The organism is Streptomyces aureocirculatus (genome assembly GCF_000720475.1).
Classification (GTDB): domain Bacteria; phylum Actinomycetota; class Actinomycetes; order Streptomycetales; family Streptomycetaceae; genus Streptomyces; species Streptomyces aureocirculatus.
Map to the genome: position 1 here is coordinate 31,431 of NZ_JOAP01000001.1, position 23,661 is coordinate 55,091.

Consider the following 23,661-nt stretch of genomic DNA (forward strand, 5'->3'; position numbering starts at 1 on the left):
AACAGGACTTCTCCAGAGTCGCCGTCGGGCAGGGGGCGGATCATCGGCCATCGGTCGCCGCCGCCGTAACCAAAGTCGCGGCCTGCCGGAACGGGCCGCGAGTCCGAGGTTGCGGATGAGGGAGGCGCCTTGCTCATCTTCGAGCGGTGGGGGACGTGGAGGTATCCCGAAAATTCGGGGAGTGCGGACTGCGCGGTTGCGGCAGGGTGGGTGGGTGTGACTGCTGACTGGGAGTGGGACGAAACGTTGTTCGCGGGGAGTGCCGCGTACTACCGGCGGGGGCGGCTGCCGTATCCCCCCGGCCTCGCGGAGGTGCTCGGTGCGGCTCTGGGGCTCGATGGGCGCGGGCGTCTCGTCGACGTGGGGTGTGGGCCGGGGACGCTCGCGCTGCTGCTCGTGGAGTTGTTCGGCGAGGTCGTCGGCGTCGATCCGGACGGCGGGATGATCGCCGAGGCCGAGCGGGCGGCCGCCGCCCAGGGGGTTTCCGGGAAGGCGCGCTGGGTGCGGGCGCGGGCCGAGGAACTGCCCGCGGGTCTGGGCACGTTCACGGTCGCCGCCTTCGCGCAGTCCTTCCACTGGATGGACCGTGACCTGGTCGCGACGACGGTGCGGGCCATGCTGCGGCCCGGCGGGGCACTGGTGCACATCTCGGACCTGAAGTCGCAGACGCGCACCGCGGAAGGGCTCCCGCATCCCCTGGTTCCCGATGCGGCGGTCGGTGACCTGGTGCGGCGGTACTTGGGTGAGGTGCGGCGGGCGGGAGCCGGGACGCTGCGGCACGGCACTCCCGGCGGCGAGGCGACGGTGCTGCTGCGCGCGGGGTTCTCCGGGCCCGAGCGTCATGTCGTACCCGGCGGGCAGGTCCTGGAGCGGTCGCAGGACGACGTCGTCGCCGGGGTGTTCTCGATGTCGTTCTCCGCACCGCACCTGTTCGGCGCCCATCTGGACGACTTCGAGGCGGAGTTGCGGCGACTGCTGCGTGCGGTCTCGCCGTCCGGCCTGTTCTCCGCACGGCAGCCGGGCACAGAGGTGTTCGTCTGGCGGGCGGGGCGACGGGACTGACCCGCTTCTCGGTCCCGTCGCCCCGCTCCTCGGTCCCCGCCCCGCTCCCTCAGTCCCGCCCCGCTCCGCCCGTCCGCACCGCGCCCGCACTGGCGCCGACGACGAGGGCGATCGCGAGCACCTCAGGGCTCACCAAGGGCTCGGTCGATGTCGCGCTGCTGCGCGGGGAGGTGACGGAGCCGGGCCTGGCCCCCACCGGCGATCGGGACCTTGGTCAGGCCGGCCCGGGAACTGGTCGCGGGGCACTGAGGCCCAAGCCTTGTACGGCTGGGCGGACTTGGGCCACGCGCGAGCGGGCGGACACCCGGGCGGACGCTCTCAGACGTGCTCAACGACGAAGTCCCGCCCACCTGTTCGGTGGGCGGGGCTTCGCTCATGGAGCGCCCGGCAGGCCTTGCACCTGCATTTCCCATCGGATGATGGACGTCTTTCCTTGGACCACAGACGCGCGACTCCCGTGCCCTGCACCGGAGTTGCACTGAGCCTACACCAGCTCCAGCCCCACCCCGACCACCGCGGGCCACCCCGGCGCCATCCCCCGTTCACGCGGCGGCAGCCTCGCCTCCGCATCCGCAGCTCCGCCGCAGGATCAGCGCGGCCTCGGGCAGGGGCCGGGGCGCGGCGCCGTCGATCAGCAGGTCGACGGCTTGTTGGGCCATGGCCCGCAGGGGTTGTTCGGTGACCGTCAGGGCGGGGGCGGTGTGGGCACTGTCGGGGGTCCCGTCGAGGCTGATGACGGCGAGCCTGCCGGGTACGGGGAGGCCGGTGGCGCAGGCGCCCGCGAGCACGCCGATGGCCTGTTCGTCGGTGGCGGTGATCAGGGCGGACGGCATGGCGTCCCGGGCCACGAGGCGCCGGGTCAGCTCGTCAGCGGCGGCCCGGGAGTAGGCGCAGCGCAGGAGCATGTCGCCGGTGGTGTCCGCGGCGGCCTCCCAGGCCGCGTGGCGGCGCCCGACGGGGCCCGCGTCGTCGGGGCCCGCGAGGAAGGCGATGCGACGGTGGCCGTGGGCGCGCAGGTGGGCGACGGCGGCCCGTACGGCTGCGTCGTCGTCGGCGCCTACCACGGGGGCGCGTCCTGGCTCGGGCCGGTGATGGACGTAGACGGCGGGGACTCCGGCCGCCTCGGCCTCGGCTGCCACGTCGGCGCCGCCGTCCGCGGAGACGATGACGAGGCCGTCGACCTGAGCGGCGAGGAAGCGTTCCACGAGGTGCCGCTGGCGGTCCATCGAGTAGTCGGCGTTGCCGGTCAGCGTGAGCTTGTCACGCGCCCCGAGGGCCTGCTCGATGTGCCGGGCCAGGGCACCGAAGTAGGGGTTGGAGGCGTCGGCGAGGACGAGGCCGACCACGCCGGTGGTGCGGGAGCGCAGGGCGCGCGCGACCCGGTTGGGGCGGTAGTTGAGCTCGGCCGCGGCGGCGAGGACGCGTTCCCGGGTCGCGGCGGCGACCGGGCGCGGGCCGTTGTTCATCACGTAGCTGACCACCGCCGTGGAGGACCCGGCCCTGCGGGCCACGTCGGTCAGCGTCGCCGCTCTCGTCGTTCGCTTCGTCATGATCCTTGCATTCTGGCATCTAAACGTTTAGACAAGAGGCTCCCGCCCCGGGAGGCTGTCGTCACCAGAGGCCCCCGCCGTACGAAAGGAGCAGGGCCCGTGCCCGCTCTCCCGATGGTCATCGACACCGACACCGGATCCGACGACGCGGTCGCCCTGCTGCTGGCCGCGGCCTGCGGCCTCGCGGACGTCCGGGCCGTCACCACCGTCGCCGGAAACGTCCCGCTCACCACCGGCACCCGCAACGCCCTGATCTCCCTGGAGATCGCGGGCCGCACCGACGTCCCCGTCCACCCGGGCTGCCCGCGCCCCCTGCTGCGCGACCTCTCCAGTGCGCAGCACGTGCACGGCGAGGACGGCATGGGGGACGTCGGTCTGCCGGATCCGGTACGGGGTCCAGAGCCGCGGCACGCGGTCGACGTGCTGCTCTCGCTGCCCCGGGACCACCCCGGTGAGCTGACGCTGGTCACCCTGGCACCCCTCACCAACATCGCCGCGGCGCTGCTGCGCGATCCGCTGCTGTTCACGCGGTACCGCCACGTCTACTGCATGGCGGGTGCCGCCGACGCGCACGGGAACATCTCCCCCACGGCCGAGTTCAACGTCTGGGCCGACCCCGAGGCCGCCCGGGTCGTGACGCGGGCCGCCACGCCCGAGAAGGTGACCTGGATCGGCTGGGACGTGTCCCGCAAGGACGCGGTCATGACCCCGGAGGACCAGCGGAGCCTCGAACGGATCGGCACCCCCATGGCCGTCTTCGCCCATCGCATCAACCGCACCGTGGCCGACTGGGCCAGGGACGTCACCGGGCTCGCAGGCTACGACCTGCCCGACCCCGTCGCCATGGCCGTCGCCCTGCGGCCCGACCTGATCACGGAGCAGGAGTCGGTGTACGTCGACATAGCCGTGGGCGACGAGGTCAGGGGGCAGATGATCGTCGACCGCCGGGCGGCGGCGCCCGCGCCGAACCTGAGACTGGTGCGTCGCGTCGACGAGGCCGGGTTCAAGCGGCTCCTGTTCGACACCGTGTCCCGCCGGGTGCCCGCTCCGGACTCGCCCGCGACGCGCCCCGGCGCTGTAGCCGACGGCTCTGTAGCCGACGGCTCCGTGACCGGGGGCTCCGTGACCGGCGGCTCCGTGACCGACGGCTCCGTGACCGGCGGTCGCGTGACCGCCGCTCCTGCCGTCGCCCCCGCCGCCACCCCCTTGGAGAGCAGCCGATGAACTCCCCCGCCCCCACACCCCCGCCGCGCCACGAACTCCACTGCCACCTGGACGGTTCCGTACGTCCCGGCACGATCGCCGACCTCGCGCGCGAGCAGGGCATCACGTTGGACCGGCCGGTCGAGGAGCTGGTGGTCGCCCCGCCCGACTGCGGCAGCCTCACCCGCTTCCTCACCTACATCGACGTTCCCGTGCGGGTCCTTCAGACGCCCGATGCCCTCACCCGTGCGGCGCGGGAACTCGTCGAGGACTGGAGCGCCGACGGTGTCGTCCACGGCGAGGTCCGCTTCGCCCCGCAGCTCCACGGCCGGCACGGCATGTCGCTCGACGACGCCGTACGTGCCGTCGCCGATGGCCTGGCGGCCGGGCGCCGCGCCACCGGGGTGCGGACCGGACTGCTGTTGTGCTGTCTGCGCCATCAGTCGCCCGACGAGAGCCTCGCCGTCGCCGAGGCCGCCGTGCGGCACCGGGACTCGGTCGCCGGACTCGACCTGGCCGGGGACGAACGGCTCCACGGCGCGCGCCCGCACCGTGCGGCGTTCGACGTGGCGCATGCGGCCGGGCTGCCCTGTACGGTCCACGCGGGCGAGGCCGCCGGGCCGGAGAGCATGTGGGAGGCGCTCGACGTGCTCGGCGCCCGCCGCATCGGCCACGGTGTCCGGTGCACCGGTGACGACGCGCTCCTGGCCCGGCTGCGGGCCGACCGCGTCGCCCTGGAGATGTGCCCCACGAGCAATGTGCAGACCGGCGCCGTGCCGGACCTCGCCGCACACCCGGCCACCCGGCTCCTGTCCGCAGGCCTCCCGGTCACCATCAGCACGGACACCCGTACCACCTCCGCGACCTCGCTCGGCCGCGAGTTCGCCGCGCTGCGGCGAACGGCCGGGTGGAGCGCCGCGGACGAGGCGCTCGCGCAAGAACACGCGGCCCGCGCGGTATTCACGTAGCCCTCAACGCCAGCCCGGCCGACCGCTGACGGCTGACGGCTGACGGCTGACGGCTGACGGCTGACGGCTGACGGCTGACGGCTGACGGCTGACGGCTGACGGCTGACGGCTGACGGCTGATCGTGCCGACCGGACCGACCGAGGGCGACCGAGGGCGACCGAGGGCGACCGAGGGCGACCGAGGGGCGACCGGGGGCGGACTTACCGGACCCACCGGACTGGTTGGACCGACCGGGGGCGACCGGACTTACCGGAATCACTGGGCCGACCGCTCCCACCGGACCGACCGGGAGCGCGACCGGACCGACCGGGAGCAACCAAAAACCCGCCGGAGGCGACCAGACTCACCGAAGCGAACGCCGGTCGCGGCGGTCGCTCGCCTCAAGCGCGCCCCAGCGCGTAAGCCACCCCCTCGTCCAGCGCCTGCGTCCGGCCCGTCTCGAACGCCGTCTCGAAGGCGTGGTCGCCCAGGGCACCCCGTGCCTGGCGCTCGCACTGCCGGCAAGCGGCGATAAACTCCGTCACCCCGGCCTGTGGTTCGCCGACGGTGGCCCAGACCTGGTCGGCGAGGCCCAGCAGGCGGGCCACCCGTTCGACCTGGCCCGCCGCCGACGCCACCCGGGCGAGGACGGCGACCGTCAGGCCGATGCCCAGGGAGTCGTGCATGCGGTGCTTCACCTCCAGGGCGTCGCGGGCGTGGCGGCGGGCGGCCCCGGGGCGGCGCCGCTTCAGCTCCGCCTGCGCGAGGAAGAAGTCGCCGTAGGCGCGCATCCAGCGCTCACCCCTGCGGTCGCAGGCCGCGCGCATCCGGCCCATCAGGTCGACGGCCCGGTCGATCTCCCCCCGGACGAGATGCACATGGCTCTGGGAGCACCAGGCCAGGAGGGCGGCCAGGGACAGTTCGCCGCCGGCCGCGTCCGCTGTGTCGGGGTACGACGACAGCACCTTTCGGGCCGTCGTCTCCGCCGCGTCCAGGTCGCCGTCACTGCTCTTCGCGGCCGCGTAGGCGCCGAGGGCGGTGCGGGCCTCGTACGCGTCGCCGTCCCGCTCCGCGGCGGCGAGGGACTCGACGGCGCGGACCGCGCCGCCCGCCTTGTCACCCATGCACACGAGCGCGATGGCGAGCGCCCACAGGGCTCTGCTCCGTGCGCGGCCCGGCCGTGCGTCGGCGGCCAGGGCGCGCTCCAGGAACACCTGCCCCTCGCGGGCGAGACCGCACGCGGTCCAGAAGAACCACAGCGAGCCCGCGAGGTCGAGAGCCGCCGTCCCGTCCTTCTCGGTGAGGCTGAACTCCAGTGCCGCCCGCAGGTTGTCGTGCTCGGCGTGCATCCGGTCGTACCAGTGGTACTGGTCGGGTCCGAGCCATTCGGCGCCGCCCCGCCGGGCCAGGTCGAGGCAGCCGTCGCGGTGCCTGCGCCGCAGCACGGGCTCCTCGCCGAGGTCGTGCAGCCAGTGGACGCCGTACTCACGGATGGTGTCCAGCATCCGGTACCGCTCGCCACCGCCCGTGGGCAGCCACGTCAGAATCGACTTGTCGACGAGTGCGGCAAGGAGTGCCGGGACGTCCGCGCGCGGAAGCCGTTCGTCGGCGCAGACCCGCTGCACGGCCGCGGCGTCGAAGGAGCCCGCGAAGACCGAGAGGCGGGCCCACAGGAGCCGTTCATGAGGGGTGCACAGTTCGTGGCTCCAGCCGACCGCGGTGCGCAGCGCGCGGTGCCAGGGGGGCTCGGTCGGCCCGGGCGGCCCGGCCCCGTACCGCGTTCCTTCGATGTCGTCGAGGACGGCGAAGCGGTCGTCCATCCGTTCCGTCAGTTCGGCGAGGGGCAGTTCGCGCAGCCGGGCCGCGGCAAGCTCGATGGCGAGGGGCAGGCCTTCGAGCCTGGCGCAGAGCCTCATCAGGTCGCTGCGGTTGGTCTCGGTCACGGTGAATCCGGGGACCGCCTCCCCTGCCCGGGCGGTCAGCAGGGTCAGCGCGTCGGACTCCGGCGCGGCCCGGGCCGTGAGGACGGGCAGCGGGAGGGGTTCGACGGTCACGACCTGTTCGATGTGCAGGTCGAGCGGGCACCGGCTGGTGGCGAGGATCTTCAGGCCCGGGGAGAGCGCGAGCAGGGCCTCGGTGACGGTTCGGCAGTCGTCGATGAGGTGCTCGCAGGTGTCGAGGACGAGGAGCAGCTCACGTCCCGACAGATATTCGGCCACCGACTCGATCACCGGCCGGGCCGTCCGGTCGGGCACGCGGAACGATTCGGCGATGGCGTGCGCCAGGAGCGCGCCGTCGTGCAGGGGGGACAGTTCCACCAGCCAGACGCCGTGCCGGAAGCGTGCGGCCAGCAGTCCCGCGGCCTTCAGAGCGAGCCGGGTCTTGCCCACTCCCCCGGCGCCGGTGAGGGTCACAAGCTGCGACTGCGCGCACATCTGCCGCACCCGTTCCACCTCGCCGTGCCGGCCGACCCAGCTCGACGTCTCCGCGGGCAGGTTGCCATGTTGCGCGTCCTCGACCACCGTGGCGGCCCCCTCTCCCCCCGTGCCGCGTCCCGTGAGCGCGTGGCAACCGGTGCACGTTCCGCGACGCCGCACACTGCCCGATGGCACCGTGCCGCGTCTCGGGAAGGGCGCAAGTGACTCCGCACGAGGAGGGGGAATCAGGCCGTCCGCCCGCGGGACGCCTCAGACCCGGTCGGCGACGATCAGCAGGTACTGGAAGCTGCCGTTGGCGTAGGCGGCAAGGAACGTTTCCTCGATGCCGGTCACCAGGTGTTCGGCCTGCTTGCGCAGATCCCAGTAGGGCATGGCGGCGGCGGTCAGATCCTGGACGTGTACGGGTACGAGCCGGTTGCGGGCCATGGCGCGGAAGTACTCCGAGCGCGGATGGATGTCGCAGATGTAGTGGGCGTTGATGAGGGACACCTCGCGGGAGGCCCGGCCGTAGGCGTCGTTGTAGCAGCCGGTGATCGTCACATAGCGGCCGCCGCGGCGCAGCAGCCGGGCGTGCTCGGCGAACAGCAGTTCCAGTTCGACGTACATGGTGGACTCGTTGTTCCACGACGCCGCGTACGCGCCGGTGGGGAACCCGGTGTCGAGCATGTTCCGGTGGTGGTAGCGCACCTTGTGGTCGATGCGCCGCTTGCGGGCCTGCTCCGTCGCGAAGTCGGCCTGTTTGCCGGAGATCGTGACGCCGTCGGCGAAGCAGCCGTGACGCAGATGCGCCACGACCGAGCCGCCGCCGCGCCCGCAGCCGGCGTCGAAGACGCGGTCCTCGGGGGTGAGGGGGCCGAGACGGGTGGCGAGCAGATCGGCCTGCGCCTGTTCGAGCCGGTGCAGTTCGGCGGTGATCCGCGCCCGCCGGTGGTCGGCACGGGAGGGGGGCTCGGGGGCGCCTTCGGGGCCCGTGTCGAGCACCGACCAGTCGACCTCCCCGATGCCGTAGTGGTGGTGGTAGAGGTCGTCGATCTTCCCGAGTTCGAGGTTGACCGGGTTCTCCTCGGCGTTCCAGTAGTCCGCGACGCGGTGCTGGTACGTGGACTGGGTCGGGATCTGCGCTGCCGTGGACTCGGCGTCGGCGATGGTCAACGGGGCTCCTCGTGGCGTGGCGACGGCACCTACGCACGGCCGTGCGTGAGTTCCATGGGCATGCCAGGCAAGCCAACAGCCCCGGTGGGGAGCGTGGAACCGCGTGCGGGAGGCCACTGGACGCGTTGGGACGTTCCGGAAGCACACCCCGCCCCCACAGCGCACCCGGGCCCGGAGCGTGCTGCCGTTACCGCGGCACGACTCCGTGCGCGGGGCGCGGCACGCGCACGGAAGCCGTCTTCGCTGCCGGAACGGCGCACTTGCTGCGCCCTTGAGGCAGCGAGTGCGCCCTCATGAGAAAACGGGCGGCACGCTCGTGAAGAGCGTGCCGCCCGGTGGGCGAGTCGCCGGGGGGAGGCGGGGTGTCGCCCTGACGGTTCCGCACCGTCAGGTGCGCGATCCCGCGGTCTCCTTGCGCTCGGCCATCTCGGCTGCTGTCAACTGCTGTGTACGAGCCGATCCGTCACCGTCTCGCTGTCCACGGGCGGAGGCGTCGTCGGCCGTGCGGCCCGAGGCGTCGTCGGGGCCGGGCGTGTCGCTGCCGCCCTCCGCCCTGTCCTTGGACGGCGTGACCGTGACGCCGAAGGCCCCGGCCTCGGCGCCGACCGCCGCGTCGTGCCGTTCGGCCCAGCCCGTGAGCTCCATGGCACAGGCGTGGTCCATGTGCCGCAGTCCTGACAGGTCCAGTTCCGTCCTGCGGTCGCGCGGCAGGGCCTCAAGGCGGTCGAGGATCTTCGGCAGCCGCAGGAACGTGGCGTTGCCGACCACGCGGACCCGGATCGTGCCGGTGCCCTCAAGTCCTTCGACCTCCAGATGGACGTGCGAGGTCTCCCAGGCGGTCTTGGCGACGGCGAGCCCCATGCCGATGAGGACGCCCTCGAACATGTTGGTCACGACGATCGCCAGGGCCGTGACGGCGAGGACGACGGCCTCACCGCGGTGCGTGCGCCACAGCGGCCCGAAGTCCTTGACCGGAATCAGCTTCCAGCCCGCGTGCACGAGGACGCCGGCCAGAGCGGCCACCGGGATGATGCCGAGCGCCGCGGGGAACGCGGCGGCGAACGCGAGCAGCCAGACGCCGTGCAGCACACGGGACGCCTTGGTCTTCGCGCCGGCCGACACATTGGCGGAGCTGCGTACGATCACCGCGGTCATCGGGAGCGCGCCGAGCACCCCGCACAAGGTGTTGCCCGCGCCCTGCGCCATCAGCTCCTTGTCGTAGTCGGTGCGCGGGCCGTCGTGCATGCGGTCCACGGCCGCCGCGCTGAACAGCGACTCCGCGGACGCGATCAGGGTGAAGGCGATGACGGTGCCGATGGCACCCACGAGGGCGCCGCCCTCCACCAGGGCGGAGAACGTGTCACCGCCGGGCAGTCGCACGGCGTCGACGAGTCCGTGCACCTCGACCTTCGCCACCGGCAGGTCGAGGAGGAACACGGCGAGGGTCGCGAGGACGACCGCCACGAGCGGCGCGGGCAGCACCCGGGTGGCCCGTCGCCACCGCGGCCACAGCACCAGGACGGCGATGGTGCAGGCACCGAAGGCGAACGCGCTCAGGGCGTCGCCCGAACCGGCCGTGTCGGCGGCGAGCCGCGGGAGTTCAGCGAGCTTGTCGAGGCCGGACGCGGGGGCCTTCGCGTCGACGAGGGCGTAGAGCTGTCCGGCTATGAGGACCAGGCCGATGCCGGCGAGCATGCCCTGGACCACGGCGACCGAGATCGCGCGGAACCAGCGGCCGAGGCCGAGGGCTCCCATGGCCAGTTGGAGGAGTCCGGCGGCAAGGACCAGGGCGCCGAGGGCGGCGAGGCCGTACTCCTGCACGGCTTCGTAGACCAGCACGGTCAGACCGGCGGCGGGGCCGCTGACCTGGAGGCTGCTGCCGGGCAGCAGACCGGTCAGGAGGCCGCCGACGATGCCGGTGACCAGGCCGAGTTCGGCGGGCACGCCGGAGGCGACGGCCACTCCGACGCACAGGGGGACGGCGACGAGGAAGACCACGATCGACGCGGTGAAGTCCGCTCGCAGTGTGGAGAAGTCACGCACTGGGGGCCTTTTCATGAGGGGTTCGTCTGCCTTCACAGGGGTCACGGGGCGCACGGGAGTCACAGGGGCAGGAAGTGGTCGGTCTCGGGGTCGTGCGCCATGACCAGGCCGGTGTGGACCTCGTAGTACCAGCCGTGGAGGCGTACGGCGCCGGTTTCGAGGCGCTCGCCGACACAGGGGTGGCCGCGCAGCCGCTCCAGTTGTTCGCGCACATGGCGCTTGACGGCGCCGGCGACCGTGGGGCCGTCGTCGCAGGGCAGTCCACCGGAGACCTGACGGTCCAGCCAGTCCCGTACGACAGGCAGTCCGGTGAGGTCGTCGCCGCGGGCCCGCGCGCCGACGGCACCGCAGTGCGAGTGGCCGCAGACCACGATGTCGGCGACGCCGAGCACCCGCATCGCGTACTCGATCGTCGCGGCTTCGGCGCCGGCGGGGCGGTCGGCCTCGTAGCGCGGCACCGCGTTGCCCGCGGTGCGCAGTTCGAAGAGTTCACCGGGGCGCGCGCCGGTGATCAGCGACGGTACGACCCGGGAGTCGGAGCAGGTGATGAAGAGGGCGAGCGGGGACTGCCCGGCGGCGAGCCGGCCGAACGTCTCCTGTTCCTCGCGCCGTTCGGCGATGCGGGCGGTGAAGTCTCGGGCATGGGTGATGAAGGTCTCCATGGCGGAGACACCTCCTGGGGTGTCGGTGTGGGGTGGGGGCGCGCGGGCGGGGGCCCGTGTGGGCGCCCTCAGGAGCGCGACACGCAGAGGAGGATCAGCAGACCGGCGCCCGCTCTGCTGGGATCGGTGGTGCCGGAGCGGGAACAGCCGGGTCCCGGGTCGATGCGTGGATCGGGGCGGCAGAGCGTCAGGGACCGCGCCCAGAAGGGGACGGTGCAGCTTCGGGCGGCGGGTACGTGGGGGCGGTTGCGCGTGAAGTGGCGTGGCGGATGGAGGACTTCGCCGTCCCGGAGGACTCGTTCCTTCGTCTCCTCGGCGGCCGGGTAGGTGTCCGGCGTGGCGAGCGGCAGGACGGACGCGGAGGTGGGGGTCGTGGCGGCGGCCGGGGCCGCGCCGCCGAGGAAGAGCGTCAACAGGGCGATCACCGCTGCTGTCGCCCACTGACGCGCCCGCGCCGGGACGGTCGTCAGGAGGCGGCGCGGCGTCGCTCCCGGGACCGGCCGGGAGTCCGCGGGCGTGTGGGGGTGCGCGTTCGGGCGGCCGGTGGCGAAGTGCGTCATCGGTTCAAGGCGTTCGGTGTGCTGGGGGTGGTGTCAATGCCGGTGCTGTGCGCGGGTCCGGTCTGCCGCGGCCGGCTTCCTCGCCGGTACGGGACCGCCCGCGCCCTCGTCGAACTTCTCCACGTCGTACCTCCTGGGAAGGGGGTTGCGCGGCGGGCTCGATGCGCATTCACCGCTGCAATTCAAAGTAAAAGCGATGCCAAGTCAAAGTCAAAGGTGAGCAATCTCGCACTGGCTCAAAAACCCTCTGTCGACGCCAATTTGGCCTGATCCGTTGCGAATCATCGCGCGTCGTTCACGATCTCTTCACCTCGGTGGCATCGCGATGTCCCGCGAGAACACCGCCAGGACCCGCCCGTCACACAACTCCCTTGACCAGCAGATACCGGACAGGAGTGGCGCGTTCCCGCCCGTGGGGAGCTTATCCGCCCACCCTCGCGAATGGCGGAAACGCAGACGAGCGAGTTCTCCGGAAGGCGAAAGCCCCCTCCGCTCGCCACATGAGGGGGCCTTCATGTTTCATGCGTGTTGCATGCCGCTCACTCCTTTAACTCGAACACAGGGCGGGCATGTCGTAAGAATTTGCTACAGGCAGGCGTGCCGGTCAGGAACGGGTGAAATCGGCCGCGTGGTCGGCGGCCCAGACCGCGAAGGGGCGGGCGGGGTGGCCGGTGAGGGATTCGACGGTTCGGGTCGTGGTGACGGGCTTGCCGTCGTGCGATTCCCACCAGTCGAGCAGCGTGTCGGCGAAGGCGCCGGGGATGTGTTCGGCCATCTCCTGCTTCCATTCGGCGCGGGTGACGTGCTTGACCGGGATCGTCGTGGCGGTAGCAGCGGCGAGTTGGTCGATCTGCTCGGCGAAGGTCAGGGACTCCGGTCCGGTGAGGGTGAAGCAGCCGCCGCGGTGGCGCGGATCGGTGAGCACGGCGAAGGCCGCGTCGGCGATGTCCCGTTCGTGGATGGGGTCGTTGTGCGCCCCGGGGTAGGGCAGGCTCACGGGGCGTCCGGCCTTGACGGGCCAGGCCCAGGCGGCGGCGTTGGAGGCGAAGGAGCCCGGCCGCAGGATCGTGGTGGTGGCGGCGAGGCCAACAGGGCGCTCTCGACGTCGAGATGGGACTTGGCCAGCGGGTCGGTCGCCGCACCGGGGCCGAGGACCGCGGATGACGAGAGCAGCACGACATGGGTGACGCCTGCCTTGCGTGCCTGCTCGACGAAGTCGCCGATGCGGTCGGGGCCGGCGTAGAGGAAGACGGAGGTGATGCCGTCCAGGGCGGCGGGAAAGGTCGCCGGGTCGGTGAGGTCGAGGGGGACGGCGGGCACTCCCCTTGGCAGGTTCAGGTCGGCGGGCATGCGGGAGCCGACGCGCACGGGCAGACCGGCCTCGTGCAGCAGGCCGAGCAACTGGGTGGCGACCGCGCCGCGGCCTCCGGTGAGCAGGATCATGACGTGGTCTCTTTCTCGATCGGTCGGCCACGCACGCCGGAGCGGAGCCGGAGCAGAGCAGAGCCGGTCCAGGGCCGGGGGCAGCGAGGGAGGGGCGTCGCGCACAGCGGCGCGCGGGTCGATAGCGACGGACGAACACTGTTCGTCACGAACATCGTTTGACACGAACATCGTTCGTCGACTTGTTGACCACGCTAGGAAACGAACACCGTTCGTGTCAAACAGCGTTCGTCAGCGAGCTAGGCTTCGCCCATGAGCACGCCACCGATCAGCCGCCGCGCGCGGCCCTCCAAGGCCCCGCTCAGCCGCGATGTGATCGTGCGGACGGGCCTCGACATCCTCGACCGCGACGGCCTAGACGCGCTGACGATGCGCCGCGTGGCCAAGGCCCTCGACACCGGCCCGGCCTCGCTCTATGTCTATGTCGCCCATCGCGAGGACCTGCTCGCCGCGATGCTCGACGAGTCCCTGGCCAGGGTCCCCCTCAGCTCGGAGGGCACCTGGCGGGAGCAACTGCACGCCCTGGCCGCCGCCACCGTCGAAGCGTTGGGCCGGCACGAGGGCCTCGCCGTGGTGGCCCTCGGCGCCATCCCCACGGGCAGCAACGCGCTGCTCGTCGTCGACCGCATGCTCGCCCTGCTCAAGGAGGGCGGCCTCGACGACACCACCGCCGCCTGGGCGGTGGATCTGCTCTACCTCCACATCGCCGCCGCCGGTGTCGAGCAGAGCGCGTACAACACCCAGGACGCCAGCGAGGAATCGACCATCGCCAAGGCCAAGGACCGCTACGCGAACCTGCCCGGCGACCGCTACCCCATGGTCACGTCGATGCGCCAGGCACTGTTCGCCCCCGGCGACCGCGACGCCTGGGGCCTGCGCGTCCTGATCAACGGCATCATCGGCACGCCTGCCGAGTGAGCGACAGGGGCGCGTCCGCCGAGTGGCAGAGGGCGTCCGTTGAGCGGCAGAGGGCGTCCGCCGAGTGGCAGAGGGCGTCCGTTGAGCGGTGGGGACAACTACCTGCCGCGCACTACTCCCGACTCGACCGGGCGGCGAGTGCGGCCTCCAGGGACCGGCGGATGTCGTCGGGCAGCCGACCGCGCTGCGGCCACTCCACCATGTGCTGCGCCACCTCGCGCAGCTTCGTGTTGGTGTGCTGGGACACAGTCTTCAGGACCTGCCAGCCCTCCTCGGGCCGCACGCCGCCGAGGGCGACGACCATGCCGATCGCCTGGTCGACGACCGCGTGCGAGGCGACCGCCGCACGCAGTTGGTGGACCTCCCGCTGCAGCACAGTGACCCGCTCGGTGAATCCGTCCGCTCCCGCCATGGGACGCCGCGCCTCCATTGCTCCACACCCATGAGGCCAGGGGCACCGGAAGCGGCGCGCCTGGCCTTTTCCACCCACTATGGCCAGCCGCGGACCACCGCCACGACACAGAAAGCGAACAGCCCGTCCAGGGCCAGTACAAAAAACGAACCTGCCGCTCAACCGGTGCGCGGGGGTGAAGGCGAGCGTTCCGCCGGGGGGCGGGTCGAGCACTCCGGCGTGGCGTCCGGCCCCGTCTCCCTGCTGCTATCGTCCAAATGAGGCATACCGATCGAGCAGCCCGAGGCCTACAGTCGGCTCAAGAGCGCTGCTATGCACCGGCGAGGGCGGTCATGGACACGTTGCGTTTCGACAGCGACGATCTGGGCCTCACGGAACAGTTCCTCAGCCAGGCCTACGCCAAGATGCGCATCGGCAGCAGCACCCCCGCGTCCGTCCGGGCGCAGATCGTCCGTACGAGCCTGCCCTCGGTCAGTGTCGACGAGGTCGACCTGGACTTCGAGATGAGCTACTCCGTCACGCCGCTGGGCCGGATCTGCCTGTGCGTCATGCACGAGGGCACGATCCAGGATCATGTCTTCCGCGGGGTGGAGGACGCCTTCGGTCCCGGCGAGGTGGCGTCCTTGGCGCCGCCCGAACTGCCCTACTCGGGCCGGATCTGCCGTGCCCGCTACACCATCACCATGCTGGACCCGGACCTGCTCACGCAGGTCGCCGCGACCGCCCCGGAACGCAGACCCGGGCCGGTCCGCCTGGCCGGCCACCGCCCCCGCTCAGCAGCAGCCGCTCAACAGCTCCGCCAGGCCATCATCTACGTACGCGACCATGTCCTCGCGGACGCCTCCGTCGCGGACGAGCCCCTCATCGCCTCCACCGCGACCCAGCATCTGGCGGCGAGCGTACTGGCCGCCTTCCCGAACACCGCGCTCATCAGCCCGACCGCGGGCGACCGCAACGACGCTCACAACGCAACGCTGCGCCGGGCGCTCGCGTACATCGACGACCACGCCGACCAGCCCATCACCGTCACCGACATCGCCGCGGCGGCCCACGTCACCGTCCGCGGACTGCAGTACGCGTTCCGCCGGCACCTGGACACCACTCCGCTCGCGCATCTGCGCCGGGTGCGTCTGGCGCACGCCCATCACGACCTGACGGCGAGCGCCCCGACGGACGGCGTCACGGTCACCCGGATCGCCGCCCGCTGGGGCTTCTTCCACGTCGGCCGTTTCGCCGCCCTCTACCGCGAGACCTATGGGCGGGCACCCCAGCAGACCCTGATCAGCTCCTGAGCCGCACCAGGAAGGCCGCGGCGATCGCCACGAACCGCCCGGCGTCGTCGATCCAGGGGTAGTGCCCCGCCCCCGCCTGCACGACGAGTTCCGCGCGCGGGAACAGCGCCGCGAACGCGGCCACCGTACGGGGTGGGCTGTTCAGGTCGGACTCCCCCGCGAGCAGCAGGACGGACGTCTCGCAGACGGCGAGGCCCGCACGGGCGGCCGGGGGATCGAAGGCCCCCTCGGCGCCGAAGAGCGCGACGGCTTCCTGGTTGTCCGGACGCCCCGCGGCTTGGTGCCGCCGTGCCACGGCGTCCCAGCGCCCCCAGAAGAAGGGGGACACGGCCTCCCAGTCGCTGTCGGTACCGGTGCCCGCGGTGATCGCCTCCAGGGCCGCGTACGCGGACGGGAACCAGGGTTCGCGCTCGCGGAGCCGGGCAAGGGCACGACGCGTCTCGCCGTCGGTCTCGATGCCGACGGCACGCGTGCCGGGGGTGATCAGGACGAGCCTGCCGATGCGCTCCGGATGTCTGACCGCGTACTGCGTGACGACGTTCGCGCCGGCGGAGTGCCCGAGGAGGTCGATCCGCGGCAGCCCGAGGTGCGCGCGCAGCGCCTCGATGTCGTCGACCAGGCGGTCGCAGCGGTACGAGGCCGGGTCGTCCGGCACGGCGGACCGGCCGGTGCCGCGGAGGTCGGGAACGACGAGTCGGCGGTGGGCCGACAGACCGCCGAGGTCGCCCAGATAGGTGGAGTCGGCGGGGCCCCCGGGGACGCAGACGAGGGGCTCGCCGTCCCCGGTCGAGCGGTAGGCGAGCTGGGTTCCGTCAGGTGCGGAGTAGGTCGGCATGTCCTGGAGCCTGGCACTCATAACCCAGTTATACAACCGAGTTATGCCGAAGGGCCGCCAAGGTGTATAACCAGGTGGTGACTAGTGCGGAGCAGCGAGGGCGGCCCGGCCCTGGGGCGTTGACCGAGGAGCAGGCGGCGCTGCTGCTCGCGGGCATGAACGAGGTCATCCGTGCGGGCGAGGAGACGCGGCGGCTCCGTGCCGAGATGATCAAGACGTTCGCCGACCTCGGCTGGACGCAGGACAGGATCGCCCGGCTCACCGAGGTGAGTCAGCCCGCCGTGTCGAAGCAGGTGGCCAGGTACAAGCGCGGCGAGCTGCCGCCCCCGCTGGAGCTCTCCCTCCAGCAGTACGACACCCCGTGGCTCGAAGGGCGCCTCTGGGGCCTCGCCGAAGCGCTTTCGGAGTCCCTCGCCGACACCGCCCACTGCACCCGGCACGTCCACGCCCTGGCCCGCGGCAGGAAACGGTTCACGCCGCGGCACGTGGACGCGCTGCGGCGCCTGGTCGAGGAGGATCTGCGGGCGCACCGGTCGGACCTGCCGGGCGCGTACCGGACCGCGTACGACGAGATCAGCCGTGGCCTCGACGTACCGTCGAAGGCCGCGGCCGACATGGTCGGCGCCGGCTCGTCCGCCGCCGTCGTCACGGCGTCGATGCGGCGCGCCCTGGCCCAGCAGATCCAGCGCGTGCGGCTTCGGGACGACTGCTGAAGAACCCCTGTGATCACGGGGCGTACGGCGGGATGTCCGCCTCGCCCGCCGCCCGTCGCAGGACGTCCTTGAGCATGTCCGGGGTCAGACGGCCGGTGAAGGTGTTGCGCTGGCTGACGTGGAAGCAGCCGTACAGGGTGACCGGGCCCGGGGTGTCTGGCCCGGGGCCCGCCGGAGGGGGCGCCGCGCGCTCCAGCGTCACGCGCGCGCCGTGCGCGAACTTCGGCCGCGGCCTGGGCAGTTTCCAGCCCGCCTCGGCGAACGCCGGCAGCGCCGCCTGCCAGCCGAACGCTCCCAGGACCACCACCGAGCGCAGCTTTGGCGCGAGGATGTCGAGCTCCCGCACCAGCCAGGGCCTGCACGTGTCCCGCTCGCCCGGCGTCGGCTTGTTCTCCGGCGGGGCGCAGTGCACCGGCGACGTCACCCGGACTCCGCGCAGTGTCAGGCCGTCGTCCAGGGACACAGCCACCGGCCCGGAGGCGAGGCCGACCTCGTACAGCGCCCCGTAGAGCACCTCTCCGGAACGGTCGCCCGTGAACATCCGGCCCGTCCTGTTCCCGCCGTGCGCCGCGGGAGCGAGCCCGATGACCAGCAGCGAAGCGTCCGGCGGGCCGAATCCGGGCACGGGGCGCGACCAGTACGTCCAGTCGGCGAAAGCGGCCCTCTTGACCCGGCCCACCTCCTCCCGCCACGCGACCAGGCGCGGACAGGCGGCACATTCCGTGACGCGTGCGTCCAACTCGGCAAGCGGGAGATCCATGCGTCCACGCTAGATCGTGTGCCTGGGGAACACGTCGGCGGCCCACGGTCGCGATTGATCGCGTGCGGCCTGGGCACCCGTGCCGATGTTGCTCTTGTTGCCCGTGTTTGTGGAGGTACCGCCGGATGGTGGACAGCACCTTGCCCTTGCTCACCCAGGGATACGCCTGGCTTCCTGACCTGAGCCGCCGCAAGGGCCCCGGGCCTGTCCGTACCAGGTTGCTCGGCAAACCCGCCGTGGCACTGCGGGGCCCGGCCGCCGTCGAGTTCTTCTACGACGAGCAGCACGTACGGCGCAGGACGGCACTGCCGGAACCGGTCCTCAGCACGCTCTTCGGCCATGGTGCCGTGCACACCCTCGACGGGCAGGAGCACCGGACGCGCAAGGCCCTGTTCGTGTCGCTCCTCAAGGACGCCGCCGGCGTCGCGGCGCTCGCCGAGCAGGTGGCCGAGGAGTGGGACCGGTCGTCCAAGGAGTGGTCGGGCCGTTCCGGCGTCTCGCTGTTCGACGAGGTCAGCGTCCTGATCACCCGTGCCGTGTGCGCGTGGGCGGGGGTGCCGCTCGATGACGGGGACGCAGCGTCGCAGGGGGCGGCGGCTTCGCGAGGCTCGGCGGACCCCGACGACCCCGGCCCCGAGGACACCGAGGCGCGCAGGACCGCCCGCGACCTGGTGACCATGGTCGACGGTTTCGCCACCGCGGGGCCCCGGCACTTCCAGGCCCGGCGCTCCCGGCGGCGCCAGGAGAAGCGGCTGGCCCTGCTCGTCGAGGAGATCCGCTCGGCCGACGGCGAAAGCTCCGGGACCGGCCGCCCCGCCACCGCGGTCGGGGCCGTGGCGGCGCACCGGGATGCGGACGGCAAGCTGCTCGACCCGCGCACGGCCGCCGTGGAGATCCTCAACATCATCCGCCCCACCGTCGCCGTCACCTGGTACACCGTGTTCGGCGCCCACGCGCTGCACCGCAACCCGGCGCTCCGGGAGCCGTTGGCCCTCGACCGCTCGGGGTACGCCCGCGCGTTCGCGCACGAGCTGCGGCGCTTCTACCCGTTCGCGCCGTTCGTCGCCGGGCTCGCCCCCGCGGACGTGGAGTGGCACGGCGAGCCCATCGAGGAGGGCACCCTCGTACTGCTCGACATCTACGGGCAGAACCACGACCCGGGCCTGTGGCACGAGCCGTACACGTTCGACCCGGAGCGGTTCACCGGCCGCGAACCCGGCCGTGACGAGCTCGTCCCGCAGGGCGGCGGGGAGGCGTCCGAAGGCCACCGCTGCCCGGGCGAGGACATCACGCTGGCCGTCCTGAGCACGCTGCTCCCCCGCCTCGCGCGGCTCGACTACCGCGTGCCCGAGCAGGATCTGCGCATCCCCTTGAACCGGATGCCGACCAGGCCGCGCAGTAGCTTCCAGATCACCGACATCTCGACGAAGTGAGGACGGACATGCATCACGAGCACGATCACGAGCACAAGGGCGGAGACGCGCCCAAGAGCGGGCACACGTCGCACGAGCACGCCGAGACAGCGGTCGAAGAGATCTTCGACGAGGTCGAGGACGCCGAGACGCGACTGCCCGGTACGGAGCGCGACAAGAAGAAGCGCGAGCAGAAGGACGGCGAGGCAGGAGACACGCTCACGCCGAGCCCCACCGCGCAGGAAGACGCCCGACGCGACCACTGAAGGTCCGGCGCGAACGCCTGAGGTGCGGTGCGGGCGCCGGAGGTCCGGCGCGGGCAGCGGAGGTCCGGCGTACGGCGTGCGCGCCGGAGGTGCGCCTGCGGCGTAGGTGCGCCTGCGGCGTAGGTACGCCTGCGGCGTAGGTACGCCTGCGGCTAGGACCTGAAGGTGCCGCGTGGGACGCGGCGCGGGACGATCGACAGGAAGGGTGTGAGGCCATGGCGCGCGCGGCGCTGTTCGACGTCGACGGGACACTCGCCGACACGAACCATCTCCATGTCGTCTGCTGGTGGGAGGCGTTCCGCCAAGCCGGACACCACGTGGCGACGCACGACATCCACCGCGCCATCGGGCTCGGCTCGACCGACCTCATCGCCCACCTGCTCGGTGACGGCCGCGACCGGTCCGCGGACGAGGACATCAGCACCGCGCACAAGGTCCTGTACGCCACCTGCTTCGAGCGGCTGCCCGCACTCGACGGCGCCAAGGAACTCCTGCACGCGTTCGACGCCCGCGGATGGCGCGTCGTCCTCGCGACCTCGGCGGGCGGCGCGGAGCTGGAGGCCCTGCGCCGCGCCATCGACGCTGACGACGTCATCGCGGGCGTCGCGAGCGCGGACGACGTCTCCTCGGGCAAACCGGCTCCCGACCCCGTGCGGCACGCCCTGGACATCGCCGGGTGCGAGCCGCACGAGGCGCTGTTCGTCGGCGACACCGTGTGGGACATGCGGGCGGCGCGCCGCGCCGGCGTACGCGGTGTCGCGGTCCTCTCGGGAGGCATCCCGCGCCGGGACCTGGAGGCGGAGGGCGCCGCGGCCGTCTATGCCACGCCCGCGGATCTCCTCGCCGACCTGGACGACCTGGAAGCGGCCCTTTCGGACAGGACCGGGTGAGGCAGCCCCGGCCCCCTCCGCCTCTCACCCGGCCCCCTCCGCCTCTCACTGCCGAAGAATTCAGACCCTCTTACCCCCGAAGAATCAGCCCCTCTCACCTCGAAGAATCAGAAAGGTCCACCCCCGCCATGCACGTTCTGTCCTTGGTGTGCACCCTGAACGCATCGCCCGCCCCCTCCAGCACCCAGGTGCTCTCGGACCAGGTCATACGCGAGTTCGAGAAACTGGGAGCCACGAGCGAGACGGTCCGGATCGCCGACCACCAGGTGCCGCCGGGCATCGGTATCGACATGGGCGGGGGCGACGAGTGGCCCGCCCTGCGCGAGAAGGTCATGGCGGCCGACATCCTGCTGCTCGCCACGCCCATCTGGCTCGGCCACCCCTCCAGCGTCTGCCAGCGCGTTCTCGAACGCCTCGACGCCGAGCTGTCGGAGACGGACGACGAGGGGCGGCTGCTCACGTACGGCAAGGTCGCCGCCGTGGCGGTCGTCGGTAACGAGGACGGCGCCCACAAGGTGAGCGCCGACCTGTTCCAGGGCCTGAACGACGTCGGCTTCTCGCTCGCCCCCAACGCGGTCACGTACTGGGTCGGCGAAGCGATGCACGGCACCGACTACAAGGACCTCGACGCCACCCCCGACGAGGTGGCGTCGGCCACCCGAGCCCTGGCCGTCAACGCCCACCACCTGGCCGGACTCCTGTCCGCCAAGCCCTACCCGCCCTCGTGAGCGATCCACCCCGCACGGCTTCCCGACCGCCGCCGCACGCATGATGTGGGCCCGGCGGGAGACCCGGGGCATGACAGACCACCGCACCGCAGGAGGCACTCATGCGAGCACTGACGTGGCACGGAAAGCGAGACGTCCGCGTCGACACCGTGCCCGATCCCGTGATCAAAGAGCCGACGGACATCATCGTGCGGACGACGTCCAGCGGCATCTGCGGCTCCGACCTGCATCTGTACGAGGTGCTCGGGCCCTATCTCGACGCCGGCGACATCCTCGGACACGAGCCGATGGGCATCGTGGAGGAGGTCGGTGCCGATGTCACGGAGCTGGCGGTCGGCGACCGGGTCGTGGTGCCCTTCAACGTCTCCTGCGGGCACTGCTACATGTGCGGCCTCGGCCTGCACTCCCAGTGCGAGACCACCCAGGTCAAGGAGCGCGGCACGGGCGCGGCACTGTTCGGCTACACCAAGCTCTACGGCCAGGTCCCCGGCGGCCAGGCCGAGTTCCTGCGGGTCCCGTTCGGCAACGACCTGCCGATCAAGGTGCCGCACGGCCCACCGGACGACCGCTACGTCTACCTCTCCGACGTGCTGCCGACGGCCTGGCAGGCAGTCGAGTACGCGAACATCCCGCCCGGCGGCACCGTGACCGTCCTCGGACTCGGTCCGATCGGGGCCATGGCGGCCCGGATCGCCCTGCACCGCGGGGCGAGCCTCGTCGTCGGCGTCGACCTGGTGCCCGCCCGGCTGAGCAGGGCGCACAAGGACGGCGTGAAGGCCCTTGACCTGCGGCGGTACGGCAAGGACCTCGGCGACGCGGTCCGGGACCTCACCCAGGGGCGCGGCACCGACGCCGTCATCGACGCCGTCGGCATGGAGGCACACGGCGCGCCGATCGCCAAGGCCGCGCACTGGGGCGTGGGGCTGCTGCCCGACGCCGTGGCGGAGAAGCTCATGGACCGCGTCGGCCTCGACCGGCTGCACGCCGTCTACTCCGCCATCGACATCGTCCGGCGCGGCGGCACCATCTCGCTGTCCGGTGTGTACGGCGGTGCGGCCGATCCGCTGCCGCTGCTCACCATGTTCGACAAGCAGCTCCAGTTGCGCATGGGCCAGGCCAACGTCAAGCACTGGGTGGACGACATCCTGCCCCTCCTGACGGACGACGACCCGCTCGGCGTGGACGGCTTCGCCACGCACCACGTACCGCTGGAGGAGGGCCCCGCCGCGTACCGGACCTTCCAGGCCAAGGAAGACGGAATGATCAAGACGCTCCTGAGGCCGTAGCGCCGGAAGCCGCGGCGCCGCAAACCGTGGTGCCCGAAGCCGCAGCGACCGGACGAGGAGACCCCGGACATGCGTACGACACGCTCCCCGCAGGCCCTGTCGGAGCACTCCGCCCTGGTCACGGGCGGGTCGCGCGGCCTCGGTCTGCTCATCGCCGACCGCCTGGCCGCACGGGGCTGTACCGTCACCCTGGCCGCGCGTGACCCCTCCGAACTCGAGAGCGCCCGGGCCAAGTTGCACCGGCGGCACCCCCGGGCGACCCTCCACACGGCCCCGTGCGACGTCCGCGACCAGGAACAGGTCCGGGCCGTGCTGCGTACGGCGCACGAGACGAGCGGCGGGCCGGACATCGTCGTCGCCAACGCCGGGATCATCCAGGTCGTGCCGCTCGACTCGATCGGCGCTGACGAGTTCAGGTCGGCGATGGACACGATGTTCCTCGGGGCCCTGCACACCGCGCTCGAAGCCCTGCCGTACCTGAGGGAGAGTCCGCACGGCGGACGCCTCGCGCTCATCTCATCGGTGGGCGGCCTGATGGGAGTGCCGCATCTGCTGCCGTACGCGTGCGCCAAGGCGGCGACGGGAGTGCTCGCGGAAGGACTGAACGCCGAGACGGCCGCGGACGGCGTCACCGTGACGGCCGTGTACCCCGGCCTGATGCGCACCGGTTCGCATCTGCACGCACAGTTCGGCGGCGACAGCGGCAAGGAGTACGGGTGGTTCTCGACGCTCGCCGGGGCGCCATTCCTTTCGATGAACGCCCAGCGCGCGGCCGAGCGCATCGTCCACGCCGTGGTCCGGCGGCGCACCCGCCTCGTCCTGACGCCCTTGGCGCGAGCCGCGGGCCTCGCGCACGGTGTGGCGCCCGCGGCGACGACACGCCTCAACGCTCTCGTGGCCCGGCTGCTCCCCGAGGGAACCGGCGTACGGGAGCCCCTGCACGAGGGCAAGGACATCGCACCGCCGCGGGGCGCCGTCACCGGCAGGGTGCAGGCCATGGGCAGCGCCATGAACGAGAAGGCGGCGGACGCGTACAACCAGCGATCCGCCCCGTAGTCGGCAGGAACAGCCAAATACCCGGACTTGGT

At 72.1% G+C, this 23,661-nt stretch carries 24 protein-coding genes; 12 read left to right on the top strand and 12 right to left on the bottom strand.

Annotated features, from left to right (window positions below):
- Window positions 1-216 precede the first annotated feature (216 nt).
- On the top strand, window positions 217-1,062 hold the full coding sequence (locus IG78_RS0100185; protein WP_030558771.1) for a class I SAM-dependent methyltransferase: 846 nt from the start codon (window positions 217-219) through the stop codon (window positions 1,060-1,062).
- Window positions 1,063-1,111: 49 nt separating this feature from the next.
- On the opposite strand, the gene IG78_RS48985 is transcribed toward IG78_RS0100185, so the two are convergent.
- Together IG78_RS48985 and IG78_RS0100195 are read right to left on the bottom strand one after the other, a co-directional pair.
- The gene (locus IG78_RS48985) at window positions 1,112-1,258 is read right to left on the bottom strand and encodes a hypothetical protein (protein ID WP_157855729.1); all 147 of its coding nucleotides are present in this window, start codon (window positions 1,256-1,258) and stop codon (window positions 1,112-1,114) included.
- Window positions 1,259-1,604: 346 nt separating this feature from the next.
- Window positions 1,605-2,612: a LacI family DNA-binding transcriptional regulator gene (locus IG78_RS0100195; RefSeq protein ID WP_051852235.1), complete on the bottom strand. Its 1,008-nt coding sequence runs from the start codon at window positions 2,610-2,612 to the stop codon at window positions 1,605-1,607.
- Between the two features lie 99 nt (window positions 2,613-2,711).
- Here IG78_RS0100195 and IG78_RS0100200 point away from each other — a divergent pair, with 99 nt between their 5' ends.
- Together IG78_RS0100200 and add are read left to right on the top strand one after the other, a co-directional pair.
- On the top strand, window positions 2,712-3,836 hold the full coding sequence (locus IG78_RS0100200; RefSeq protein ID WP_078964661.1) for a nucleoside hydrolase: 1,125 nt from the start codon (window positions 2,712-2,714) through the stop codon (window positions 3,834-3,836).
- Window positions 3,833-4,783, top strand: coding sequence for an adenosine deaminase (gene add / locus IG78_RS0100205; RefSeq protein ID WP_030558776.1), 951 nt, complete (start codon window positions 3,833-3,835; stop codon window positions 4,781-4,783). Before IG78_RS0100200 ends, add begins: the two co-directional genes overlap by 4 nt.
- A gap of 381 nt (window positions 4,784-5,164) precedes the next feature.
- On the opposite strand, the gene IG78_RS0100210 is transcribed toward add, so the two are convergent.
- From IG78_RS0100210 to IG78_RS52385, 7 genes are all read right to left on the bottom strand, one after another.
- Window positions 5,165-7,285, bottom strand: a complete 2,121-nt coding sequence (locus tag IG78_RS0100210) for an ATP-binding protein (RefSeq protein ID WP_030558777.1) — start codon at window positions 7,283-7,285, stop codon at window positions 5,165-5,167.
- A 165-nt stretch (window positions 7,286-7,450) separates the two neighbouring features.
- Complete coding sequence (locus IG78_RS0100215) at window positions 7,451-8,353, bottom strand: geranyl diphosphate 2-C-methyltransferase (protein ID WP_030558778.1); 903 nt, start codon at window positions 8,351-8,353, stop codon at window positions 7,451-7,453.
- Between the two features lie 387 nt (window positions 8,354-8,740).
- Window positions 8,741-10,411, bottom strand: coding sequence for a SulP family inorganic anion transporter (locus IG78_RS0100220; protein ID WP_078964662.1), 1,671 nt, complete (start codon window positions 10,409-10,411; stop codon window positions 8,741-8,743).
- Window positions 10,412-10,455: 44 nt separating this feature from the next.
- Window positions 10,456-11,058: a carbonic anhydrase gene (locus IG78_RS0100225; RefSeq protein WP_030558781.1), complete on the bottom strand. Its 603-nt coding sequence runs from the start codon at window positions 11,056-11,058 to the stop codon at window positions 10,456-10,458.
- A gap of 68 nt (window positions 11,059-11,126) precedes the next feature.
- Complete coding sequence (locus IG78_RS0100230) at window positions 11,127-11,618, bottom strand: hypothetical protein (protein WP_030558783.1); 492 nt, start codon at window positions 11,616-11,618, stop codon at window positions 11,127-11,129.
- 604 nt (window positions 11,619-12,222) lie between these two features.
- Window positions 12,223-12,615 (bottom strand): Rossmann-fold NAD(P)-binding domain-containing protein, encoded by a 393-nt coding sequence (locus tag IG78_RS52380; protein WP_318657394.1) that lies wholly within the window; start codon window positions 12,613-12,615, stop codon window positions 12,223-12,225.
- Window positions 12,612-13,061, bottom strand: coding sequence for an SDR family oxidoreductase (locus IG78_RS52385; RefSeq protein ID WP_318657395.1), 450 nt, complete (start codon window positions 13,059-13,061; stop codon window positions 12,612-12,614). Before IG78_RS52385 ends, IG78_RS52380 begins: the two co-directional genes overlap by 4 nt.
- 252 nt (window positions 13,062-13,313) lie before the next feature.
- Between IG78_RS52385 and IG78_RS0100240 the strand changes: the two genes are divergently transcribed.
- Complete coding sequence (locus IG78_RS0100240; RefSeq protein WP_030558784.1) at window positions 13,314-13,979, top strand: TetR/AcrR family transcriptional regulator; 666 nt, start codon at window positions 13,314-13,316, stop codon at window positions 13,977-13,979.
- A 112-nt stretch (window positions 13,980-14,091) separates the two neighbouring features.
- On the opposite strand, the gene IG78_RS0100245 is transcribed toward IG78_RS0100240, so the two are convergent.
- A complete protein-coding gene (locus tag IG78_RS0100245) occupies window positions 14,092-14,391 on the bottom strand; it encodes an ANTAR domain-containing protein (protein WP_030558786.1) in 300 nt (99 codons plus the stop codon).
- Window positions 14,392-14,723: 332 nt separating this feature from the next.
- Between IG78_RS0100245 and IG78_RS0100250 the strand changes: the two genes are divergently transcribed.
- Window positions 14,724-15,683 carry a helix-turn-helix transcriptional regulator gene (locus tag IG78_RS0100250; protein ID WP_030558787.1) on the top strand — a complete coding sequence of 320 codons (960 nt, stop codon included), beginning with the start codon at window positions 14,724-14,726 and terminating at the stop codon, window positions 15,681-15,683.
- On the opposite strand, the gene IG78_RS0100255 is transcribed toward IG78_RS0100250, so the two are convergent.
- Window positions 15,673-16,518 carry an alpha/beta fold hydrolase gene (locus IG78_RS0100255; protein ID WP_030558788.1) on the bottom strand — a complete coding sequence of 282 codons (846 nt, stop codon included), beginning with the start codon at window positions 16,516-16,518 and terminating at the stop codon, window positions 15,673-15,675. The two genes, IG78_RS0100250 and IG78_RS0100255, sit on opposite strands and share 11 nt — an antisense overlap.
- A 119-nt stretch (window positions 16,519-16,637) precedes the next feature.
- On the opposite strand from IG78_RS0100255, the gene IG78_RS0100260 reads away from it, so the two are divergent.
- Window positions 16,638-17,231: a helix-turn-helix domain-containing protein gene (locus IG78_RS0100260; RefSeq protein WP_225881879.1), complete on the top strand. Its 594-nt coding sequence runs from the start codon at window positions 16,638-16,640 to the stop codon at window positions 17,229-17,231.
- A 13-nt stretch (window positions 17,232-17,244) separates the two neighbouring features.
- Here IG78_RS0100260 and IG78_RS0100265 read toward each other — a convergent pair whose 3' ends face one another.
- The gene (locus tag IG78_RS0100265) at window positions 17,245-17,991 is read right to left on the bottom strand and encodes a uracil-DNA glycosylase (protein ID WP_030558791.1); all 747 of its coding nucleotides are present in this window, start codon (window positions 17,989-17,991) and stop codon (window positions 17,245-17,247) included.
- Between the two features lie 125 nt (window positions 17,992-18,116).
- Here IG78_RS0100265 and IG78_RS0100270 point away from each other — a divergent pair, with 125 nt between their 5' ends.
- From IG78_RS0100270 to IG78_RS0100295, 6 genes are all read left to right on the top strand, one after another.
- Complete coding sequence (locus tag IG78_RS0100270) at window positions 18,117-19,424, top strand: cytochrome P450 (RefSeq protein ID WP_030558792.1); 1,308 nt, start codon at window positions 18,117-18,119, stop codon at window positions 19,422-19,424.
- A gap of 8 nt (window positions 19,425-19,432) precedes the next feature.
- A complete protein-coding gene (locus IG78_RS0100275) occupies window positions 19,433-19,669 on the top strand; it encodes a hypothetical protein (RefSeq protein ID WP_051852236.1) in 237 nt (78 codons plus the stop codon).
- A 215-nt stretch (window positions 19,670-19,884) separates the two neighbouring features.
- A complete protein-coding gene (locus IG78_RS0100280; protein ID WP_030558794.1) occupies window positions 19,885-20,559 on the top strand; it encodes an HAD family hydrolase in 675 nt (224 codons plus the stop codon).
- 128 nt (window positions 20,560-20,687) lie between these two features.
- Entirely contained in the window at window positions 20,688-21,287 is a 600-nt protein-coding gene (locus tag IG78_RS0100285; RefSeq protein WP_030558795.1) for a flavodoxin family protein, read from the top strand.
- A 101-nt stretch (window positions 21,288-21,388) separates the two neighbouring features.
- Entirely contained in the window at window positions 21,389-22,573 is a 1,185-nt protein-coding gene (locus IG78_RS0100290; protein ID WP_030558796.1) for an alcohol dehydrogenase catalytic domain-containing protein, read from the top strand.
- Between the two features lie 69 nt (window positions 22,574-22,642).
- Window positions 22,643-23,629 (top strand): SDR family NAD(P)-dependent oxidoreductase, encoded by a 987-nt coding sequence (locus IG78_RS0100295; RefSeq protein ID WP_030558797.1) that lies wholly within the window; start codon window positions 22,643-22,645, stop codon window positions 23,627-23,629.
- Window positions 23,630-23,661: the final 32 nt, after the last annotated feature.